The following is a 19,787-nucleotide window of genomic DNA, read 5'->3' as shown; positions in this document are numbered from 1 at the left end:
CATGCGTATCGGCAGGCTTTCCGGCCGACTGTCCATTCTGATCGGCGATCACGCCATCGACGTCGAGCGCGCCAGCAGCGGCCGGTTCCCCGCCGATCCCGATGAGGTGTTCGAGCGCTGGAACGAGTTCGTCGAGTGGGCGGAGGGCACAGATGCCGCCAAGGCGCGCAAGTTCGAGCCCGGAGAACTCGGTTCTCCCGTGCTGCGGCCGGCACAGGTGTTCGCCATCGGGCTGAACTACCGCGCTCACGCGGCGGAATCCGGAGTCGACACGCCGGACGCCCCGACGGTGTTCACCAAGTTCCGCACCTCTCTGACCGGGCCGTATGAGCCGGTGGTCCTGCCGACTGCGGGTGTGGACTGGGAGGCCGAGCTGGTGGCGGTGATCGGCAGGCGTGCCGAGAGAGTTCCGGAAGAGGAGGCCTGGTCCTATGTCGCTGGACTGACCGCGGGCCAGGACCTGTCCGAACGCGCCGTGCAACTGGCCGGCCCGGTTCCCCAGTTCTCGCTGGGCAAGTCCTATCCCGGGTTCGCCCCGTTGGGCCCGGTCCTCGTCACCCCCGACGAGTTCGACGATCCCGGCGATCTCGAAGTGAGCTGCTCGTTGGACGACGAGGTGTTGCAGAAGGGGCGAACCAGCGACATGGTGTTCTCCGTACCACAACTGGTCGCGCGGTTGTCGGCGGTCTGTCCCCTGCTGCCCGGCGATCTCATCTTCACCGGCACCCCGCCCGGCGTCGGCATGGCCCGGACCCCGCAGCGTTACCTCAAACCCGGCACCACCCTGCTCACGGCCATCGAGGGCATCGGAGAACTGCGCAACCGCCTCGTAGCCGGAAACGGGTACCAGGAACCGAGATGACCACACCCTTGCCGAGTTGGACGCCCACCACACACGACGCGGCGATCACTGAGTTCGCACGCTGGTGTGCGGCCCACCGCGCGGCCCCGGCAGCGGTCGAACAGGACTACCGGGAGCTGTGGGAATGGTCGGTCGCTCAGCCGTCCGCCTTCTGGTCCGCGATCGCGGACTACTTCGGCATCGTCTCCGGTCTGCAGCGGCCCACCGTGCACACGAGCGACCCGATGCCGGGCACCCGGTGGTTCCCCGGCGTGACCGTCAACTACGTCGAACGTCTCTTCAGGGACCGCGCCACCGACGACATCGCCCTCATCGATGTCGCAGAACCCCAGGCCGGCGCGGCGTTCCCTGTGCGGCGGTTCACCTGGTCCCGGCTGCGAGGCGAGGTAGCGGCCTTCGCGGCGGCACTCCGGTCCTTCGGGGTCCGGCCGGGTGATCGCGTGGTGGGCTACCTGCCCAACATCGCCGAGACGGTCGTGGCCTTTCTCGGCACCGCGAGCATCGGTGCTGTCTGGGCGAGTTGCGGTCAGGAATACTCGCCGCAGGCGGCGGCGAACCGCTTCGGCCAGCTGGAACCCGTGGTCCTGGTGACCGCAGACGGGTACCGGTTCGGCGGACGTGAACATCCCCGGCACGACGAGGCCGAGGAGCTTCGTGGCCTTCTGCCCACCGTGCGGTACAGCGTGCAGATCTCCCGGCTGGGCATCCGTCCGCCCTCCTGGCGCGTCATCACGTGGGATCAGGTGCTCTCCGGGAACCACCAACTCGCCCCCGCCGTGGTCGAGTTCAGCCATCCGCTGTGGGTGCTGTTCTCCTCCGGCACGACCGGGCAGCCGAAGGGCATCGTGCACGGTCACGGCGGGATCCTGCTCGAGCACAGCAAGGCGCTGGCCCTTCACAACGGACTGAAGCCGGGCGAGGTTTTCCTGTGGTACACGACGCCGTCGTGGATGGTGTGGAACTACCTGGTTTCGGGGCTCCTGACGGGATGCACCATCGTCTGCTACGACGGCAGCACCACACATCCCGGACCGGACGTTCTCTGGGGACTCGCCGCCCGGACAGGAGCCACCTTCTTCGGCACCAGCCCTGGGCACCTGGCCGCCAGTGCGAAGGCACGGCTGCGCCCCGGCCGGACCCACGATCTGGGGGTCCTGCGAGCGATCGGCTCGTCCGGCTCGCCGCTCCCGGCAGCCGCGAACGCCTGGGTGGCCGAGCATGTCCGTCCGGATGTCCAGGTGATGTCCATCAGCGGAGGCACGGACATCGTGAGCGCTTTCGCCGGCTCCGCCCCCACGCTGCCGGTATGGCCGGGGGAACTGTCCGCGCCCTGTCTGGGCGTCGCGCTGGACGCGTGGGACCACGACGGCAAGCCGGTCCGGGACCGGCCGGGCGAACTCGTGGTCACGCGGCCGATGCCGTCGATGCCCGTCCACTTCTGGAACGACCCTGGCGACCGCCGATACCGGGACAGCTACTTCAGCACCTACCGTGGCGTGTGGCGGCACGGCGACTGGATCACGATCACGGATCGCGGTTCGGTGATCGTGCACGGCCGTTCGGACGCGACCCTCAACCGCAACGGCGTCCGCATGGGCAGCGGTGACATCTACCAAGTGGTCGAGAGCCTGCCCGAGGTCGCCGAAGCACTCGTCATCGGGGCCGAGCAGCCCGACGGTGACTACTGGATGCCGATGTTCGTGCGTACCTCTTCGGGTGTATCGCTCGACGACCCGCTGCGGGATCGGATCCGATCCGCGATTCGGGTCGGGCTGTCACCGTTGCACGTACCCGACGACATCGTCTCGGTGTCAGGGATCCCGCACACGCGCACCGGCAAGAAGCTGGAGGTCCCCGTCAAACGCGTGCTGCAGGGTGCTGAGCCGGACTCCGTGGCGGATCACGGGTCGGTCGACGATCCCGGCCTGCTGGCATGGTTCGCGCACTACCGGGAGCGCCGAAAGTCCCTGCTGGGTGCTCACGCACCGTTCGTCGGTCCGGCGAGCGTTGTCATGCCTGATGACAGTGGCGAGCCGCGTTGATCCTCGCACGGGGTGCCGCCCGGACAGCTGGGCTCGACGTGCGTGCAATGCCCTGCGAATCCGTCGTCCGTACGCGTGGCCAGGGTGGATGTCGGATGACACGTGCCCGCTCCGTCGCGGTGCGAAGCACGCGGCGACGAAGCGAGCGCTCGGGACATCTCCACGCGCTCGCCCGTGCGAGGTTTCACGGTTCGGTGACGGTGATCGGACGTCCCTCCCTCCGTGACTTCGGAGGTGCCCTCGCCGAAGTCCTGACGGTGGTGTCCGACGGTGTCGCGGTGGCACTGGGCACTGGGCACTGCGGCAACCGCGATGCACCCGGAACTGACAAGGGGGCGAGCGGGTGGCGCGGCGTTCATCTTCTCGATGGCCCCCCAGGCGCCCGAGAAAGGGACATCACATGACGGACCTGGTTCACTGCGCATGCGAGGGGGGCGTGGCCCGGATCGTTCTTGCCAGGCCGACCAGAGCGAACGCCATCGATCTGCCGACCGCGCACGCCCTCGGGGCAGCCGTCGACAGGGCGAACGCGTCCGATGTGCGAGCGGTCGTCATGCTCGGCGAGGGAAGGCGTTTCTGCGCCGGCGGAGACGTTGCGGCGATGGCCTCCGTGCCTGACCGGGCAGCGTACGTCCACGAGCTCGCCACCACGCTCGACGACGTCTTCCAAAGGCTGGCGGGGCTGTCGAAACCTGTGGTCGCCGCGGTCCGGGGGGCCGTGGCTGGTGCGGGCCTGGCACTGATGCTGAGCTGTGACGTGGTCGTGTCTGCCCGCTCCACGAGGTTCCTCATGGCGTACGCCGACGTGGGGTTGACGCCCGACTGCGGCGTGTCGTACCTCCTGCCCCGGGCGATAGGGCAGCAACGTGCACTTGAACTGGCTCTGACCGGCCGAGTGCTCTCCGCGGCGGAGGCCAGGGAGTGGGGGTTGATCACCGAGACGGCGGACGAGGCGATGGTGGACGCGAGGGCGGTGCAGCTCGCAGAGCGGTTCGCGGCGGGTCCCGCACATGCCCTGGGTCAGACCAAGCGGCTCCTGCGGTCTTGGCAGTTGACCCGAGAGCAGACCGGCCGTGAGGAGGCCCGTGTGATCGCCGAGGCGATGAGGGGAGCCGAGGCCGAGGTGCATGTCCGGTCCTTCGTGTCCCGCGGCGGCACGGGTGAAGGCAAGGCGGCGTCGGTCTGAGGAAGCGGTTCCATTCCGTCGGTGTGGCGCAGCCGCATTGTCTTCGACCCACGGTCCGCATGCCTGGTCACGTGTCACGACACGGGTCGGCTCCGCGAGGGAGAGCCATCCGCCACTCACCCCTGACTGTGTGCTGCGGTTGAGACAGAACAAGCGCGGGGGAGCGGCCGGGGTCCACCACGAGACCACGCAGCCGACCGCGGGCCGGCTGGTGGCCGTCGTCGGGCCTTTGCGTGCGGGTTCTTGCACCAGCTCGCGTCCGCCACGGTCGTGGTCCCGATCCCGTGGGCGGTGGCCCGGGCCCCGGGAAGGCAGCGCATGCCGGGGCCGTTTCGTCGGTGAGATGCTGGGTGTGGGCAAGGCGGGAGGGGTCGTCGATGGCGGTATGCGGGTAGAGGTAACCATGGCTCGCGCGGGCCTGGTTGGCGCGGCCGGCGGCCCGGCCGAGTGCCTTGTGCCCGCCGCCGTCGGGGATGCGGCCGAGCTTCTTGACGGCGATGTGGACCAGCTCGCCGGGGCGTGTGCGCTCGTAACGGCGGACCGGTCGGCCGGTGACCCGGTCCAGGCTTGCCGGCGGAGGCAAGCGGTGATCCCGCAGAATGCGGTGAGCGGTGGAGGCGAGGCGGCTGGAGCGGTCGTACCGTATCGGCTCATCCCAGCAACTGGTAGCGGTCGGCCCATCGTTTCGCGGTGGTCGGCCTGCTCGGCGAGCGTCACCACCCCGCATGCATCAGGGTCAGAAAGGCTGCGGAAGGTCGGCGCCCAGCAGCAAGGCGCCGTAAGCCGCCTTCTGTCCTCCGGGCGTCATGATGATGTGGCGGGAGCCGACGGCGGAGTCGCGCCAGATGCGATTGAGCACGTTGGACTGGGCGAACGCCGATGACCCGTTGGCGGTCATCAGTTCGTCCAACCCCTCCCTGACCAGTTGGGCGGCCACTGCCATGTCGACCCAGGTGCGCTGTCGCTCGAGGGCGGTCGGCGTGATGCCGTCGGCGGCCGACTGGTCGGTCGACGTGGCCGCTCGCCGCAAAAGCAACTCGGCCTGGTCGAAACGGCAAGCCGCTTCCGCCACCGCGAGCTGGTGTACCGGAGAGTTCTTGGCCTGGCCGTGGATGGAGTACGGGACGGTCTTGTTCGGCAGTCGCTCGAGCGTGACCTCCAGCGCGTGCCGGGCAAGGCCGAGGTGTGCGCACGCGAGTGGCAGCGAGGCGCCCGCACCCCAGAGGATTCGGGAGTTCTGTTCGTCCGCCCGATGCGACGTGGCGAAATTCCCGTCATTCATGTCCCGCAGGCTTTGGATCCGGTGGTCCGGAACGAAATAGTCCTCTACCACGACAGTGTCGCTGCCCGTACCCTCCATGCCGGCGACGATCCACGTCGGTTCGATCCGCCATGCGGAGGACGGCACGAGCGCCTGGCCGAGAGTTACTGAATCACCGTCTTCGAGCATGAGCCCGAACTGACCCCAGCTTGCCGCGAAGGAAGACGATGCGTAAGGCCAGCGACCGCTGACCACGTAACCGCCTTCGACCCGCTCGGCCTTGGTCGCAGGCCCGAGGACGCCACATCCCCTTACGGGTGTGTCCGTGAAGACTTCTTGCTGAGCCATGTCAGAGAAAGTCGTGAAACTCCAACTGGCGGCAGTCGCGATCGCATAGGCCCACCCAGTGGAACCGTCTCCGCGGGCGATCTCAGCGACGCACTCCAGGAGCGTGGTCATGTTCGATTCGAGTCCGCCCAAACGCTCGGGCACCAGCAGTCCGAACAACCCCGCGACTTGAATCGCATCGACCACTTCGGGAACGATCCGCCGTTGCTTTGACGATTCTTCGGCGTGTTCACGGATCAGCGGAACCAGGTTCGAGGCCCGAGCCACCAGCTCGGGATCCGCGGTGGTCCCTGCACCTCGGCTGTGAACTTTTTCGCGAACCTGAGACATCACAGACCTCCGTCAATTGATTGGGTTTCGGGATTGATTCGTTCTTCGTCGTCCGGCGTCATGACTTCGAACTGAGCCATTCACTCCGCTTGCGAGACTATCAGCGCCTATCGATAGGTCAATAGGATATCGATATTTTGACGCCAGCCTGGTGGTCGGGGCTCACACAGCCAGCTGACTCCCCTGGCAGGGGCACTCCATGTCACAGTGCCACTCCGATCGCCCCGCGATCACCGAGGCGACGAGCGACGGGACCGGGGGCCCGGCAGTGCAAGCTCCGATGGTTTGCCCTCGTTGATCCGGTCGCGCGGACACAAGATCGCCGGAGCCCTCGGGCCGAGGAGGATGTGGTGGACGACGCGCCGCGCGAACTCCGGGGGCGCGTCACCCTCGCGGTGCCGCCGACCTCCTCAAGGGGCGCTTCCCCTCCTCTGCAGAGCCCTTCCGCGCCGCTTGGGTACGACCGTGGACATCCGCACGACGATGTTCCGGCGAGCCGTGCCCGCGGGCCGGGGCATCGCCCATTCAGGCAAGCGACGTGCGTACCCTCGATCAGGAACCGCTGGACTCAGGTGTGGAACGCGAACGACCGTGGCCGTACACGGAGTACCACGCGGCTGGGGTCTTCGGGGACAGGGGCGCCAGCGCGGGCGAAGATCTTGGCCGTCAGTTCGTTCCGCTCGGGATCCTGTTCCACCACCGTGGCGGTGCCGTAGACCACCAGGGACGTCCGGCCGTCGAGCACGACCAGACTGACCCGCGGCTGGCGGAGGACATTGCGGTATTTGGCGGTGTAGGACTTCGTGCTGATGATCAGGTCGCCGTCGTCATCAAGCAGGTATCCGGTTACTGACGCCTGGGGCGAGCCATCTCGTCGGCCGGTGGAGAGCACGGCCAGGAAATGGGCTTCCAGGAACGCGCGGTACTCGTCCGGCCAACCTGCCCACTCGTGTGCGAGCTGTTCCTCCAGTGCGCGCTGCTCGGCCGAGTAGTGATCCTTCGCAGTGGTCATCGTGTCTCCGGGAGGCCAAGGACGGTCTTCGTCACGGCGGTGGTGGCGAGTGGCCGAGAAGTCGTGTTGATGAGGTCGAGAGCCTGCTGGACAAGGGTGCTGTTGGAGCCGGTCGGCGTCGGGTTGTCCTCGAGTCCGATACGTAGGTGACCGCCGCGCTCCAGGGCGTAGGCGGCGAGAGGGAGGTCCAGAGGATTGCCGCCGATGATGGCCACGCTCCAGGGCAGGCCAGTGGGTTCGAGGAGCTCGAGGTAGAGGTCGAGCGCGGCAGGTGTGGGGGGCAGGCCGCACAGGGCGTTCTCGCCGCCGAACATGAGCCGGACCATGGCACCCTGGGGCAGCAGCCCGTTGCGCCAGAAGGCGAGCAAAACCCTGATCGAGCCGGGTTCGATGATGCCGATACTGGGGCCGAGTTGGTGGCGACGGCACAGGTCGAACATGTAGTGGGCGTCGCCGTTGGTGTTGATGAACAGATCATCCGAGGCGGTGGGCACACCGCGTTCGTCCAGGCCCCCCATGTTGGTGGTACCCATGTCCACGATGGCCATCTTCAGCACCCCTGCGGCTGCCAGTTCTTCCAGGTGTGCTGTACGTGTCTTGATGGTGGTGTGGGTCCCGCCGCCTTCCATCGTGGGGTAGAGGATCGCATCCGGCCGCTGCGCCAGTACCGGCCGCCACGCCGCCAGATAGGGTTCCGCGTCGTGCCGCCCGGTACCCCCGAAGTTCGGGTCGTCGTTGTGGTTGTGCACGATCGACGCCCCTGCTTCCAGGCAGGCCAGCGTGTCGAGGCTGATCTCCTCCGGGGTGCGTGGAACACGGGGATTGGCCGCCTTGGGCCTTCCGCCGTTGATCGCCACTTCCACGATCACCGCATTGTCCGGGTTTGTCCCCCATGTCTTGCGCCGAGTCGGCACCGTTGCCATGCCCGCCACGCCCCTTTCTTCACGGCCGGTAGACCGGCGTATCAGGCAACACCGAAACACCCGTGACATCGAGATGTCAAGAAACTCGCGATATTTTTGGCGTCTCGCATGAAGTCTTGGACCCTTCGGGTGGGACGGCAAGTCGGGTCGAAATATCGATATTTGTTCGACTGGCCGTACAGGCCGGCGCACCGGCCATCGGCCGACTGCGTGTGCCCTACGGGCCTGTGGCACGTTCGTAGAGCATGTTTCCCGCAGCCGCCAAGGCTGCGATCCTCGCGGGAGGGATCTCCCCCCGGATGTCTAGGGGCCTTCCCGGCAAAGATCGAGAGGGCGGCCGCCCGCCATCAGGTTCGCCCTGGTGCGGCGCGGTCGGGGCAGAAGGCGGTAGAACCCCGACGGCCGACGTGTGTGTACCGGCGTACAGCGTGCGCATGCCGAAGGTCTACTCGTCGGGAGGCGGTGGTCGACCCAAAGGTGATCGAGGGTCAGAACTGCGCGGTGATGACCTGCATCGTGTACCGGTATCCGCGAAGATCCCAAGCCTCAGCCGGATCATCGTGAAGGGCCAGGCCGCCACCGGCAGGGGAGTGATCTGCACCTCGGCTCTCGGGCCACGTTCCGGGCGTCATCGGAGGCGTCCCGCTCCGGCATTGCCTTTGTGGCATCGGAGTCCTGGCACTTCACGTTGCTGGTGAACAAACCGCGGCCGAGCCCGCGAGCAGCCGGCTTTGGTCCCGCACTGTCGACGGGCGACGCCCGCCTGGCGGAAGTGGGTCACGAGACCCCTCGCCAGCAAGAGGGTAGATATCGCAGGTCTTTAAAAATCTCGATATTCTATTGACTGGCTCTCTCCGGTGATGTTTGGATCGTCCCTAACCACTAGACAAGGGATTGCCGATGCGACTCGCCTCGGTGGTAGGACACGCGTCCCTGACCGAGACCGGGCCGGACGGGGCGGCAGGGGCTTGGACGTGCGCAAAACCGGTGCTTGGAAGGCCGCTCGGTGGGCTGGGAGATCGAGCGGGTCGTCGGCATCGGGCGGGAGGCGAGCGTCGCGGTGGACGCACGGTCCCATAGCGCCTGCTTGGCACTCGGCCAGGACCACTCCGTGCGCGTCGTGCGGATGGGCGGGCCGGCACCGCAGTTCTGTCGCTGCAAGTACTACCCGGGGTACGGGCCGGTCGAGGCATGGCTGACGACGCTCGAGGAGCTTGCTGACTCCTGCGCGTCCGCCCTGGGGGCGGGCTCGTCCGCAAGCCTCCGCATCTCTCGCCGATGGAGACGTCGTCGTCGGCAGGATCGAGGGCCCGGCGAGATCCATCAGGTGTGCCGTGTCGAGCAGGACCAAGTGATCGTGGACGTTCTCGTGACAGTGACGATCGGCTGGAGTCCCTCGGAGCGTACGGGCGAATACTGCCCGGTGCGACGCGCCCCGAGTCCGGATGTGAGGAGAGCACACTGTGATCATCGACATCAGCCCGATCGGGGTGGCCGTACGTGAGGGAGGGGATCTCACACGACTGCACGTCGAATCGACGAATCCGCACGCTGCTGCCGACTCCGAACAGTTGAGGATCGCCGGCCTCGGTTACCTGACGGACGACGGTGCCGTCATGCTCGAAGTGGGGGCCCTCTATCGGATGGTGTCCACTGTGGCCGACCCGGACATTCTGCCCCGGTGGGATGCCATGCTCAACGACGCGCAGCACAAGGGTTGGACCGACGCCGAGCGCCGGTTCGTCCGCACCCGTCTCCAGCGGGTGGGCACGGACTCGGGTAACACGTCCCCCTCCGATGCGCAGGCGGTGCGGTTCCGCCGCGTACTCGGCCACTTCGCCAGCGGAGTCACCGTGGTCACCGGATCGGACTCGGACGGCCCTGCCGGGTTCAGCTGTCAGTCCTTTTCCTCGCTGTCCCTCAATCCGCCGATGGTGCTGATCCTGCCCGGACGGTCGTCGACCAGTTGGCCACGCATCCAAGCGACCGGACGGTTCTGCGTCAATATCCTGTCTGCGGACCAGGAGGCTCTCGCGCGGCAGTTCGCCCTCTCCGGCGTTGACAAGTTCGCGGGAGTCCAGTGGTCGCGCGGCGTACTGGGCGCGCCGTGCCTGACGGGCGCTTGCGCGTGGATCGAGTGTGAGATCAACTCAGTGCGCACCGGCGGAGATCATCTCATCGTGCTCGGTGACGTGCGAGCCCTTGAAGCAGCTCACGATGTCGAGCCGTTGCTCTTCCATCGCGGCCAGTTCGGACGGCTTGCCGCGGTGTCGTGAGCTCCGACCCGACCGACGGCAATTCCACCGAAATTCTCTGCCTATGCGGCAGCGGCGGTGGAGTACGTGTAGAAGCCGACGCCGCTCTTCCGGACGTGGTGGCCGGCCTGGACCATGCGTGACAGCAACGGTGCCAGATGCTGCTCACGGAACTCCGCCTCAAGGACTCCGCCACAGCGAAGATGGTGTCGAGACCTGTGCGGTCCGCCAACCGCAGCGGGCCCATAGGGTGGGCGCCAACCAGGCATGGTCGGAAGTGCCCTGGTGCGAGCTCGACCTTGATGCCGACATGGACCCCGTCGGCTATTGGAACTTGAAGAGCTGAGATTCGGCACCCACAAACGGCCTGTGGCCGATAGCGAGAACGACACCATCCCGGCTGCCGGTTACAGCACTCACCAAGACTGGAGTCCATACGGTGGGGCAGTTCAAGGCTGTCTCGTTGATCTGAGGCAGCGCGATGGGCGTCGGCATGGGCGCGGCGTCACAACGGCTTGCTCGGCCAGGTGAGCCGGGTGATCCGGCGTGCGGTGTGCTCAGCCGTGGTGATCGGCCTCGCCCGTCGCGTTCTGGACGGTGAGCAGCCGGACCTGTGAGCCGTCGCCGACGGCGCGCCAGCGGTGGGAGGTGCCGCCGGGGTAGTGAATGCTGTCCCCGGGGCCGAGCCGGTGCAGGCCGCCCGCGTCGTCCGTCCGGAGTTCGATCTCGATCTCGCCGGCGATGACGTAGACGAACTCGTCACCGGGGTGGTCGTAGAAGTCGGCGAACACCTCCCCTACGCCGGTGTACTCCACGGGATGGAAGGAGTAGGCGGGCGTGCCGAGCATCCGTGCCGTACCGCCGGTGTTGGTCACGGGCAGGCCCGCGCCCGCGCGCACCAGGTGGGCGGTGCCCGTCGGGCCGTCGCTGTGCGGGACGGACGCCGTGGCCATGAGCGCCTGCTGGGTGGTGCCGAGGGCGCGGGCGATCCGGTGCAGGGAGGGCATGCTGGGCCGGGTCAACCCCCGCTCCAACTGGCTGAGGAACGGGTGGGAGAGCTCGGCGCGCTCGGCGAGCTGGACGAGGGTCAGGCCGCGTTCCTTGCGCAATTTCCGGATCGCGCCGCCGAGTTCGGCGCGCAGCAATGCGTCCGTCTCTCCGGAGGCGGGAGGCGTGGTGTTGGCGGTTCGGGCCGGCATGGCAGGAATCCTAAAGGGTGGTGGTGGGTGCGCCGCTGGGGTGCGAGGGACGGTGGCGGAGGGTTTTACGCCGGTGAAACACGAGGGTCCTACCCTGAATGTTGATGGTATGAACATTCCTCGCTTCCAGGGAGCCCTCATGGCCGCGGCCATACCCGACCGTTCCGTCGTCTCCCCGCCCGACTCCGCCTTCCTCGACGCCATGGCGGCCCTGGCCGGAGGCGTCTGTGTCGTCACCGCTCTGACCGGGGAGGGGCGCCCGGTCGGCTTCACGAGCACCGCCGTCATGAGTCTGAGCCGGCAACCGCAACTGCTCGCCATCGGCGTAGGCAGCGGCGTCCGTTCACTGCCCGCGTTGCTCGACGGCCGCAGGTTCGCCCTGAACATCCTGCACTCCGGCGGCGAACACGTCTCCCGGCGCTTCGCCGACCGCACCGTGGACCGGTTCGCGGGTCTTGAGTGGTCGGCCGAGGAGGGGAGCGGGCTGCCGATGCTGCTCGCCCACAGCTCGTACACGGTGCTGTGCAGCGTCGTACGCGACCTTCGAGCCGGCGACCACCATCTGATCGTGGCGGCCGTCGACGACGTGGTGACCGGTACCGGCGGACCGACCGCGCTCGTGCACCACGACCGCAGGTACCACGCGCTCGGTGCCGCGTGAGCCGCCCAGGCTGGTTCCAGGTTGCCGAGACCGGCCCGGGAGCCTTCGTCATCGCCGAGCCCGGGCACGTCAACAGCTACCTCCTGCTCGGCGACGAACTGGCCCTCCTCTACGACACAGGCATGGGCATCGCCGACATCGGCGAGCAGGTCCGGCAGTTGACCCGGCTGCCGCTCCTCGTCGTCAACTCCCACCACCACTTCGACCACCGCGGCGGCAACGCCTCCCTGGCCGCGCACGCCGAGGACATCGCCGTACACGCCGACGGAGCCGCGCTGCACACGGCTCCGGCCCCGCACGAGTGGCTGGAGACGTACGCGCACATCGCGCACGACCTCCGCAAACGCTACGAGGAGTTCCACGCCATGGACGCCGGCGGGTTCTTCCTGACCGACTCCCGCGTCGAGGTGCGGCCGGTCCCCGACCTGGCCGACTGGCGGATCGAGGCCGTACGCCCCACCCGGCTGCTGCGCGAAGGGGACGTACTGGACCTGGGCGGTCGGAGCCTGAACGTCCTGCACACCCCCGGGCACTCACCGGACGGCATCTGCCTGTGGGAGCAGGCCACCGGGCTGCTGCTGGCCGGCGACACCCTCATCAGCGGAACCTTCTTCGCCCACGTGCCCGGCGCCGACGTGAGCGCCTTCGCGGGCTCCACGCGCCGCCTCGCCGAACTGCCCGTCACCACCGCGCTGCTCGGCCACAACCTGCGCCACCGGGAGTCGGCGGACTTCGTGGGCCGGGTCGCCGACGCCTTCGCGGCCGTACGGGACGGCCGGACCCGCCCGTACGCCTCGACCGACATGTTCGGCGCCGCCGTACGACGGCATGACTTCGACGGGTTCGCGGTGCTCACCGCGCCGCACGGAATGGACCACTGACATGCCACCACTGCTATTGCGCGGCGCACGGCTGCCCGCGGGGGACATCCGTGACGTCCTGCTCGACCCGGACAGCGGGCTCGTGGCCCGGGTGGCGCCGGCCGGTCTGCTGCCGTCCGTTCCGGACGAACTCGACCTGACGGGCTACCTGCTCACGACCGCGGCCGCCGAACCCCACGCCCACCTGGACAAGGCTCTGACCTGGGATCGCGTGGGCGCACCGGCTGGAGACCTGCTCGCCGCCGTCGAGGCCTGGCGCGCCTACACCCTGCAGGTCACCGAGGAGGACGTCTTCCGGCGGGCCGCGAAGACGGTCGACGATCTGTGCGCGAACGGGGTGACGGCGGTGAGGTCCCATGTGGACCTCCTGACCGCGGGCGGCGATCCGCTGCGCGGTCTGCGGGCCCTGCTCCGGCTGCGGAAGCAACTGCGGGGACGCGTACGGCTGCAGATCGCCGTGCTCCACGTCGACGCTCCGGAGGAGTTGCTGCACGAGGCCCTCGACCTCGGCGCGGACCTGCTGGGCGACTGCCCGCACCTGTCCGCCGACCCCGCCGCGTCCCTGGCACGCACCCTGCGCATCGCCGCCGAACACCACGTCGGCGTCGACCTGCACGCCGACGAGACCCTCGACCCGGACGCGGGCGACCTGTGCCTGCTCGCCCGGAGCGTGCGGGAGCGGAGTCTCGCCACCGGTGTCACCGCCAGCCACTGCGTGAGTCTCGGCATGATGGAACCGGACGAGGCGATGCGCACGGCCAAGGAGGTCGCGGCGGCGGGGATCGGTGTGGTCGCCCTGCCGCTGACGAACCTCTACCTCCAGGGCCGTGGACACCCGTCCGGTACACCGCGCGGGCTGACCGCCGTCCGGGCGCTGCTGGACGCGGGCGTCGAGGTCGCTGCCGGGGGCGACAACATCCGGGACCCCTTCAACCCCGTGGGCCGAGCCGACCCCCTGGAGACCGCATCCCTGCTGGTCACCGCAGGTCATCTCACGCCGGACGAGGCACTGCACGCGGTCACGGCGGGCGCCCGCGCGGTGCTCGGGCTGCCTGCGGCGGGGCCGTACGAGGGCGCTGTGGCCGACCTTCTGGCGGTGCGGGCGGACTCGGTGTCGGAACTCCTCGGTGCGTCCAGCCCCGACCGGCTCGTCTTCGCCGGCGGACGGCTGGTCAGCCGTACGTCGGTGCACCGCGAGTTCTTCTGACCGGGACTCGACGAACGGCCTGGATCGCAACGAACGCCCTGTATCCCAACGAACGCCCCGGATCACGAAGGCGAACAGATACGGCCAGGACACTGGCCGGAAACAATCAATGTTCATGCTATCAACATTCCTGACTGTGGCACTGAAGGGAGCTGATGTGCCGACCACCGCCGAGAAGACGCTCGACGCGACGCTGCGATTCGAGGGCGTCGACAAGCACTTCACCGACGGGACCACCGCCCTCACCGGCGTCGAACTGCGCGTCGCGCCCGGTGAGTTCGTCGCCGTCGTCGGCCCCTCGGGCTGCGGCAAGTCCACCCTGCTCCGCCTCGCCTCCGGCCTGGACGCCGCCACCGGAGGCACGGTCCACGCCCCTGTCGACTCCGTCGGCTACGTCTTCCAGGACCCGACCCTGCTGCCCTGGCGCACCGTCCTGGCCAACGTCGAACTCCCCGCCGAACTCGCCGGGACGGCGAAGGCCGAACGCCGTGAACGAGCCCTGGAAGCCCTCCGGCTGGTCGGGCTGGAGGGCTTCGAGAAGCAGCTGCCCAGGCAGTTGTCCGGCGGTATGCGGATGCGCGTGTCCTTGGCCCGCGCGCTCATGACCCGGCCCTCGCTCTTCCTGCTCGACGAGCCCTTCGGCGCCCTCGACGAGATGACCCGCCTGCGCATGCAGGAAGAACTCCAGCGCATCTACGCCGAGACCGGCTTCGCCGCCCTGTTCATCACCCACTCGGTGACCGAGGCCGTCTTCCTGGCGAGCCGGATCGTGGTGATGTCGGCCCGTCCCGGCCGTGTCACCGCCTCCTTCGACGTCCCCTTCCCCCACCCCCGTCCGGCCGAGCTGCGCTACGACCCCGAGTTCGGCCGGATCGCCGGCGAGGTCTCGGCGGCTCTGCGAGGAGGATCCCAGTGAGCGCCGACATCACCACCCGTGCCGACGTGGCCGTTCCCGTGGCGGACCCGCCGTCGAAAGCCGGGTCGGCGACGACCGCCCCGCGCCGCCGGATCCGACCCGCCGCACTGCTCACTCCGCTGGGATCCCTCGCTGCGGCCGTCGGTGTCTGGTACGCCGTGACCTATCTGCTGCTCAGCCCCGCACGGCGGTTCCTCGTCCCGCCGCCCGACCAGGTCCTCACCGTGTCGTTCCTCGACTGGTCCCATCTGCAGCCGATGCTCCAGGCGCTGTGGCTGACCGCCCAGGTCGCGCTCGTCGGCCTGCTCATCGCATCCGCGCTGGGCGTTACGGTGGCGGTGCTGATGAGCAGGGCGCGCTGGCTGGAACGCTCGCTGTATCCGTACGCGGTGATCCTGCAGACCGTGCCGATCCTCGCGATCGTGCCGCTGATCGGCCTCTGGTTCGGCTTCGGCTTCACCAGCCGGGTGGTCGTCTGCGTCCTGATCGCCCTCTTCCCGATGATCGCCAACACCCTGTTCGGCATCCAGTCGGTCGACCACACCCACCACGACCTGTTCACCCTCCAGCGCGCGAGCCGCTGGTCCCGCCTGCGCAAGCTGGAACTGCCGGCCGCGCTCCCGTCGATCTTCACCGGTCTGCGCACATCCTCCGGTCTTTCCGTGATCGGCGCGATCGTCGGGGACATGTTCTTCAAGCAGGGCGAGCCCGGCATCGGCACCCTGCTCGACGTCTACCGCTCCCGGCTGCAGTCCGAGGACCTGTTCGCCGCGATCATCCTTGCCTCGCTGTTCGGCGTGGCGGTCTTCGCCCTCTTCACCCTGGTCGCCCGGCTCGCCGTCGGCTCCTGGCACGCCTCGGCCGACCGGCCGTAAACCCCCCGCTCTCCTTCCCCCGTCCCGTCCCTCAGGGAGCTCAGCCATGCCCACTTCCACCAGACGCGTCGCCGTCGCGGGCGTTTCCTCCGCAATCATCCTGGTATCCGCCACCGCCTGCGGCGGCGGCTCCACGGCCGCGACCGGCTCCGCCACCAAGATCCAGGCCGCCCCGGCCGCGCAGCGCCTGGCCGGCGTCTGCCCCAAGACGGTCGTCGTCCAGGTCGACTGGGAGCCTGAGGCCGAACACGGCCCGCTCTACAACCTCGTCGGCCCCGGCTACACCGTCGACAGCGATAAGAAGCGGGTCACCGGACCGCTGGTCATCGGCGGCAAGGACACCGGCGTCGACATCCAGGTCAGGGCCGGCGGCTCCGCTATCGGCTACCAGAGCGTCCCCTCGCAGATGTACGTCGACAAGAGCATCACCCTCGGCACGGTCACCACCGACGTGGCCATCTCGGCGTCCGTCAAGCAGCCGGTCACGGCCGTCGCGGCACTGATGAAGAAGAGCCCGCAGGTCCTGATGTGGGACCCGGCCACCCACCCCGACTGGAAGACGATCGCCGACATCGGCAAGTCGAACGAGAAGGTCGTCTACGTCAACGGCAGCACCTACGCCTCGCTGCTGGTCTCCAAGGGCCTGATCAAGAAGAGCCAGCTGGACGGAAGTTACGACGGCGCACCCGCCCGCTTCGTCGCCAACCCCGGCATCGCACAGCAGGGCTTCGCCACCGCCGAGCCGTACATCTACCAGCACGAGGTGGCGGCCTGGAAGAAGCCGATCAAGTACCAGCTGCTCTCCGACGTCGGTTTCAACGTCTACCCCGAGTCCCTGTCCGTGCGCAGCGGCGAACTGGCCTCGCTCAGCCCCTGCCTGAAGAAACTCGTCCCCGTCCTGCAGCAGTCGGCCGCCGATTTCGCGGCCAAGCCCTCGGCGACCGTCAAGCTCATCAGCGACCTGGTCCAGCAGTACAACACCGGCTGGGTCTACTCCGAGGGCACCGGCACCTTCGCCGCGAAGCAGATGGTCAAGCTGGGCATCCTCGGCAACGAGGCCGACGGCAGCCTCGGCAGCTTCGACATGAAGCGCGTCGCCTCCGCCCTGAAGACCTTCACGCCCCTCGTCGAGCAGAGCGGCGCCAAGGTCAAGCCGGGGCTGACGGCCCGCGATCTGGCGACCGACGAGTTCATCGACCCCTCGATCGGACTGAAGTGATGACGACCGCGAACCTGACCGCACTCACCGAACTCGTCGCCGACGAAGGCGCGGCAGCCACCCCCGATCCGACGCAGCGTCAGGCGACCCCCGGTATCGAGGAGTTCTGTGCCGAGGCCGCCGAACTCCTCGGCGGCGACGGGGTGATCCGGGACCCGGACGCACGGGAAAAGGCCTCCTGCGACTGGGCCCACATGTCGCCCATCCTCTCGGCCAAACTCCCCGCGGGCCACGCCGAGGTCGTCCTGCGCCCCACCGCGCACGAACAGATCCCCGGCCTCCTCGCCCTGGCCCACCGCCACCGCATCCCCCTCACCCCCCGCGGCAAGGGCACCGGCAACTACGGCCAGGCGATCCCGCTGTCCGACGGCGCCGTGCTCGACCTCACCGGCTGCGGCCGCATCCTCGACGCGGGCGACGGCTGGATCCGCGCCGAGGCCGGGGCGAAGATGTCCGACCTGGAGGCCCACGCCCGCACGCTCGGCCAGGAGCTGTGGATGTTCCCCTCCACCTTCGGCACCACGCTCGGCGGCTTCCTCTCCGGCGGCAGCGGCGGCACCGGCTCCCTGGTGCACAAGACCAACAGCGACGGTTTCGTCACCGAGTTGACCGTCGCGCCCTGCACGGCCGACGCCACCCCCTTCACCGTCCGGGACGCGGACACCCTGCCCTACATCCACGCCTACGGCACCACCGGCATCATCACCACCGCCACCGTGCGCCTCCAACCGGCCCGCACCTGGACGGGGTTGTTCGCCGCCCTCACCGACTGGCACTCCGCCACCGCCGCGCTCTCCGCACTCGTACACCTCGAACCGGCACCGCGCCTGGCGTCGCTGGACGAGGCCCGCCTCGTGCGGGTCTACCAGCCCGACCCCGCCCTCGACCCCACGGCCCTGAGCCTGCGCGCGATCATCGAGGAGGACGCCGTCCACGCGGCACGGGCGATCGTCGCGTCGTACGGCGGGGAGGTCCGCGAGGTCCGGCCCGCACCGGACGGTCCCGCCCTGATCAGCTCCATGTCCTTCAACCACCCCACCTACCACCTGATGAAGGCCGAGGACGGCTGGTTCCACCTGGAGATCGCCGGCGACGTCCTGCTCGGTGACACCACGGAGATCAAGCAGGTCTTCCCCGACACCGTGCTCCACCTGGAGGGGATGCGTTCCGGCACGGTCGGCATGCTCATGGCCCGCTACCAGGACGAGACGACCGTCTACGACGGCATCGCCGCCCTGAATGACCTGGGCGTCGGCGTGCACAGCCCGCACAACTGGTACGTCGACCGCCGCCTCGACCTCGTCCGGGACACGGCGCGTACCGCCGATCCGCTCGGCCTGCTCAACCCGGGCAAGATTCCCGCCGGTTCGGAGGAGGGCGCATGACCTTCACCAGGTTCATCGACCTGAGCGGACCGGAGATCGCGGGCTTCGGCGAGGACACCGTCGCGGTGCTGCCGGTCGGCGCGATCGAACAGCACGGCCCCCATCTGCCCGTGGCCACCGACTACTACATGGCCGAGGCCGTCGCCGAAGGCGCCGCACGGCTCGCGGGGGAGAGCTGCGACATCACGCTGCTGCCCGGACTCGCCTACACCAAGTCCGACGAACACGCCTGGTCCGCGGGCACGTTGTGGCTCACCGCCCGCACCCTGTTGTCCGTCCTCGACGACATCGGCCGCTCGCTGGCCGCGGGCCCCGTCCGCCGTCTCGCCTTCCTCAACGCCCACGGCGGCAACAGCGCCCTGCTCGGCGTCGCCCTGCGCGAACTGCGCACCCGGCACGGCCTGCGCACCTTCCTGCTGCACGCCTCGCTCCCCGCCGATCAGGGCGGCACCTCCCCGGCGGGCGAACTGGGCATGGGCGTGCACGGCGGCATCAAGGAGACCGCCGCCATGCTCCACCTCCACCCCGACCTGGTCGACATGACGCGAGCCCGCCGCAGCGTCCCCGAACACCTCACCGAGTACGAGCACATCGGCTTCGGCAAGCCGGTCTCCTTCGGCTGGACCAGCGACGACTTCGCCACCTCCGACGGGGTGATCGGCGACCCCACCGGGGCCACGCCCGAACTCGGCGGCAAACTCGTGGACTCCTCCGTCGCCGCGGCAGCCGCCGCCCTGCGCGAATGCGCCCGCTTCCGCCCCGACCGCCCGACCACCCGCTAGGGAAACCCGCCATGGCCAACCCCCCGCTGCACACTCCCCTGCGCGACATCACCGCCCACCACATCACCGCGGGCGACACCGTCAAGCTCGCCGTCCTCACCGGCCCCCGGGACGGCTCGCCCACCACGGTCGTCTTCGAGGTGTGGGAACCCGGTGGCGCCCAGCCCCTCAACTGGCACCCGGAGTCGGTCGAGACCTTTCTGGTCCTCGCCGGCCACGGCCGTGCCGCCAGCGACGAGCACGAGCGCGACCTCGCTCCGGGCGACGTCCTGGTCCTGCCCGCCGGCTCCAAGCACCGCATCGTCAACACGTCCGCCACCGAACGCCTCTACACGGTCACGGTCATGTCCCCCGACGAGGGCTTCGCCGACCTCATCGAAAGCGGACCCGCCGCCACGCTGGATGAGCAGGACCTCGCCGTGCTGCGCGCGGGAACATCGTGA

The 19,787-nt window shown here is 68.8% G+C and carries 17 protein-coding genes and 1 pseudogene; 13 read left to right on the top strand and 5 right to left on the bottom strand.

Annotation, left to right across the window (positions count from 1 at the left end; genetic code table 11):
• Window position 1: 1 nt before the first annotated feature.
• From GRC12_RS09355 to GRC12_RS09345, 3 genes are all read left to right on the top strand, one after another.
• Complete coding sequence (locus GRC12_RS09355; protein WP_208778721.1) at window positions 2–862, top strand: fumarylacetoacetate hydrolase family protein; 861 nt, start codon at window positions 2–4, stop codon at window positions 860–862.
• Complete coding sequence (locus GRC12_RS09350) at window positions 859–2,904, top strand: acetoacetate--CoA ligase (RefSeq protein ID WP_208778720.1); 2,046 nt, start codon at window positions 859–861, stop codon at window positions 2,902–2,904. The genes GRC12_RS09355 and GRC12_RS09350 overlap by 4 nt, the downstream gene beginning before the upstream one ends.
• A gap of 400 nt (window positions 2,905–3,304) precedes the next feature.
• The gene (locus GRC12_RS09345) at window positions 3,305–4,090 is read left to right on the top strand and encodes an enoyl-CoA hydratase/isomerase family protein (RefSeq protein WP_208778719.1); all 786 of its coding nucleotides are present in this window, start codon (window positions 3,305–3,307) and stop codon (window positions 4,088–4,090) included.
• Window positions 4,091–4,826: 736 nt separating this feature from the next.
• On the opposite strand, the gene GRC12_RS09340 is transcribed toward GRC12_RS09345, so the two are convergent.
• The 3 genes from GRC12_RS09340 to GRC12_RS09330 form a co-directional block, all read right to left on the bottom strand.
• Window positions 4,827–6,029: an acyl-CoA dehydrogenase family protein gene (locus GRC12_RS09340; RefSeq protein WP_208778718.1), complete on the bottom strand. Its 1,203-nt coding sequence runs from the start codon at window positions 6,027–6,029 to the stop codon at window positions 4,827–4,829.
• Between the two features lie 568 nt (window positions 6,030–6,597).
• The gene (locus GRC12_RS09335; protein WP_208778717.1) at window positions 6,598–7,041 is read right to left on the bottom strand and encodes a TIGR03618 family F420-dependent PPOX class oxidoreductase; all 444 of its coding nucleotides are present in this window, start codon (window positions 7,039–7,041) and stop codon (window positions 6,598–6,600) included.
• On the bottom strand, window positions 7,038–7,964 hold the full coding sequence (locus tag GRC12_RS09330) for a 3-keto-5-aminohexanoate cleavage protein (RefSeq protein WP_208778716.1): 927 nt from the start codon (window positions 7,962–7,964) through the stop codon (window positions 7,038–7,040). The genes GRC12_RS09335 and GRC12_RS09330 overlap by 4 nt, the downstream gene beginning before the upstream one ends.
• A gap of 1,463 nt (window positions 7,965–9,427) precedes the next feature.
• Between GRC12_RS09330 and GRC12_RS47105 the strand changes: the two genes are divergently transcribed.
• Window positions 9,428–10,240, top strand: coding sequence for a flavin reductase family protein (locus GRC12_RS47105; RefSeq protein ID WP_439959876.1), 813 nt, complete (start codon window positions 9,428–9,430; stop codon window positions 10,238–10,240).
• Between the two features lie 41 nt (window positions 10,241–10,281).
• On the opposite strand, the pseudogene GRC12_RS45430 reads toward GRC12_RS47105, so the two are convergent.
• Together GRC12_RS45430 and GRC12_RS09320 are read right to left on the bottom strand one after the other, a co-directional pair.
• Window positions 10,282–10,475 (bottom strand): annotated as a pseudogene (locus GRC12_RS45430) (3-hydroxyacyl-CoA dehydrogenase family protein); the annotation flags it as partial.
• A 301-nt stretch (window positions 10,476–10,776) separates the two neighbouring features.
• A complete protein-coding gene (locus tag GRC12_RS09320; protein WP_208778715.1) occupies window positions 10,777–11,418 on the bottom strand; it encodes a helix-turn-helix domain-containing protein in 642 nt (213 codons plus the stop codon).
• Window positions 11,419–11,557: 139 nt separating this feature from the next.
• Between GRC12_RS09320 and GRC12_RS09315 the strand changes: the two genes are divergently transcribed.
• The 9 genes from GRC12_RS09315 to GRC12_RS09275 all read left to right on the top strand — a co-directional run bounded on the left by GRC12_RS09315 (window position 11,558) and on the right by GRC12_RS09275 (window position 19,787).
• Window positions 11,558–12,079 (top strand): flavin reductase family protein, encoded by a 522-nt coding sequence (locus tag GRC12_RS09315; RefSeq protein WP_208778714.1) that lies wholly within the window; start codon window positions 11,558–11,560, stop codon window positions 12,077–12,079.
• Window positions 12,076–12,960 carry an MBL fold metallo-hydrolase gene (locus GRC12_RS09310; protein ID WP_208778713.1) on the top strand — a complete coding sequence of 295 codons (885 nt, stop codon included), beginning with the start codon at window positions 12,076–12,078 and terminating at the stop codon, window positions 12,958–12,960. Before GRC12_RS09315 ends, GRC12_RS09310 begins: the two co-directional genes overlap by 4 nt.
• Before the next feature lies 1 nt (window position 12,961).
• A complete protein-coding gene (locus GRC12_RS09305) occupies window positions 12,962–14,167 on the top strand; it encodes an amidohydrolase family protein (RefSeq protein WP_208778712.1) in 1,206 nt (401 codons plus the stop codon).
• A 157-nt stretch (window positions 14,168–14,324) separates the two neighbouring features.
• Window positions 14,325–15,083 (top strand): ABC transporter ATP-binding protein, encoded by a 759-nt coding sequence (locus tag GRC12_RS09300; RefSeq protein WP_308286510.1) that lies wholly within the window; start codon window positions 14,325–14,327, stop codon window positions 15,081–15,083.
• Window positions 15,080–15,958, top strand: a complete 879-nt coding sequence (locus GRC12_RS09295; RefSeq protein ID WP_308286509.1) for an ABC transporter permease — start codon at window positions 15,080–15,082, stop codon at window positions 15,956–15,958. The genes GRC12_RS09300 and GRC12_RS09295 overlap by 4 nt, the downstream gene beginning before the upstream one ends.
• Window positions 15,959–16,004: 46 nt before the next feature.
• Window positions 16,005–17,177, top strand: a complete 1,173-nt coding sequence (locus tag GRC12_RS09290) for a hypothetical protein (protein WP_208778710.1) — start codon at window positions 16,005–16,007, stop codon at window positions 17,175–17,177.
• Complete coding sequence (locus tag GRC12_RS09285; protein WP_208778709.1) at window positions 17,177–18,562, top strand: FAD-binding oxidoreductase; 1,386 nt, start codon at window positions 17,177–17,179, stop codon at window positions 18,560–18,562. The genes GRC12_RS09290 and GRC12_RS09285 overlap by 1 nt, the downstream gene beginning before the upstream one ends.
• Window positions 18,559–19,344 (top strand): creatininase family protein, encoded by a 786-nt coding sequence (locus tag GRC12_RS09280; RefSeq protein ID WP_208778708.1) that lies wholly within the window; start codon window positions 18,559–18,561, stop codon window positions 19,342–19,344. Before GRC12_RS09285 ends, GRC12_RS09280 begins: the two co-directional genes overlap by 4 nt.
• 11 nt (window positions 19,345–19,355) lie before the next feature.
• Window positions 19,356–19,787 (top strand): cupin domain-containing protein, encoded by a 432-nt coding sequence (locus GRC12_RS09275; RefSeq protein ID WP_208778707.1) that lies wholly within the window; start codon window positions 19,356–19,358, stop codon window positions 19,785–19,787.

Origin of the sequence: Streptomyces griseorubiginosus (assembly GCF_017614965.1) — a bacterium.
In the GTDB taxonomy this organism is placed as follows: domain Bacteria; phylum Actinomycetota; class Actinomycetes; order Streptomycetales; family Streptomycetaceae; genus Streptomyces; species Streptomyces griseorubiginosus_B.
The sequence above is the reverse complement of the archived record's forward strand: the minus strand, read 5'-3'. Positions and strand labels throughout refer to the sequence as shown.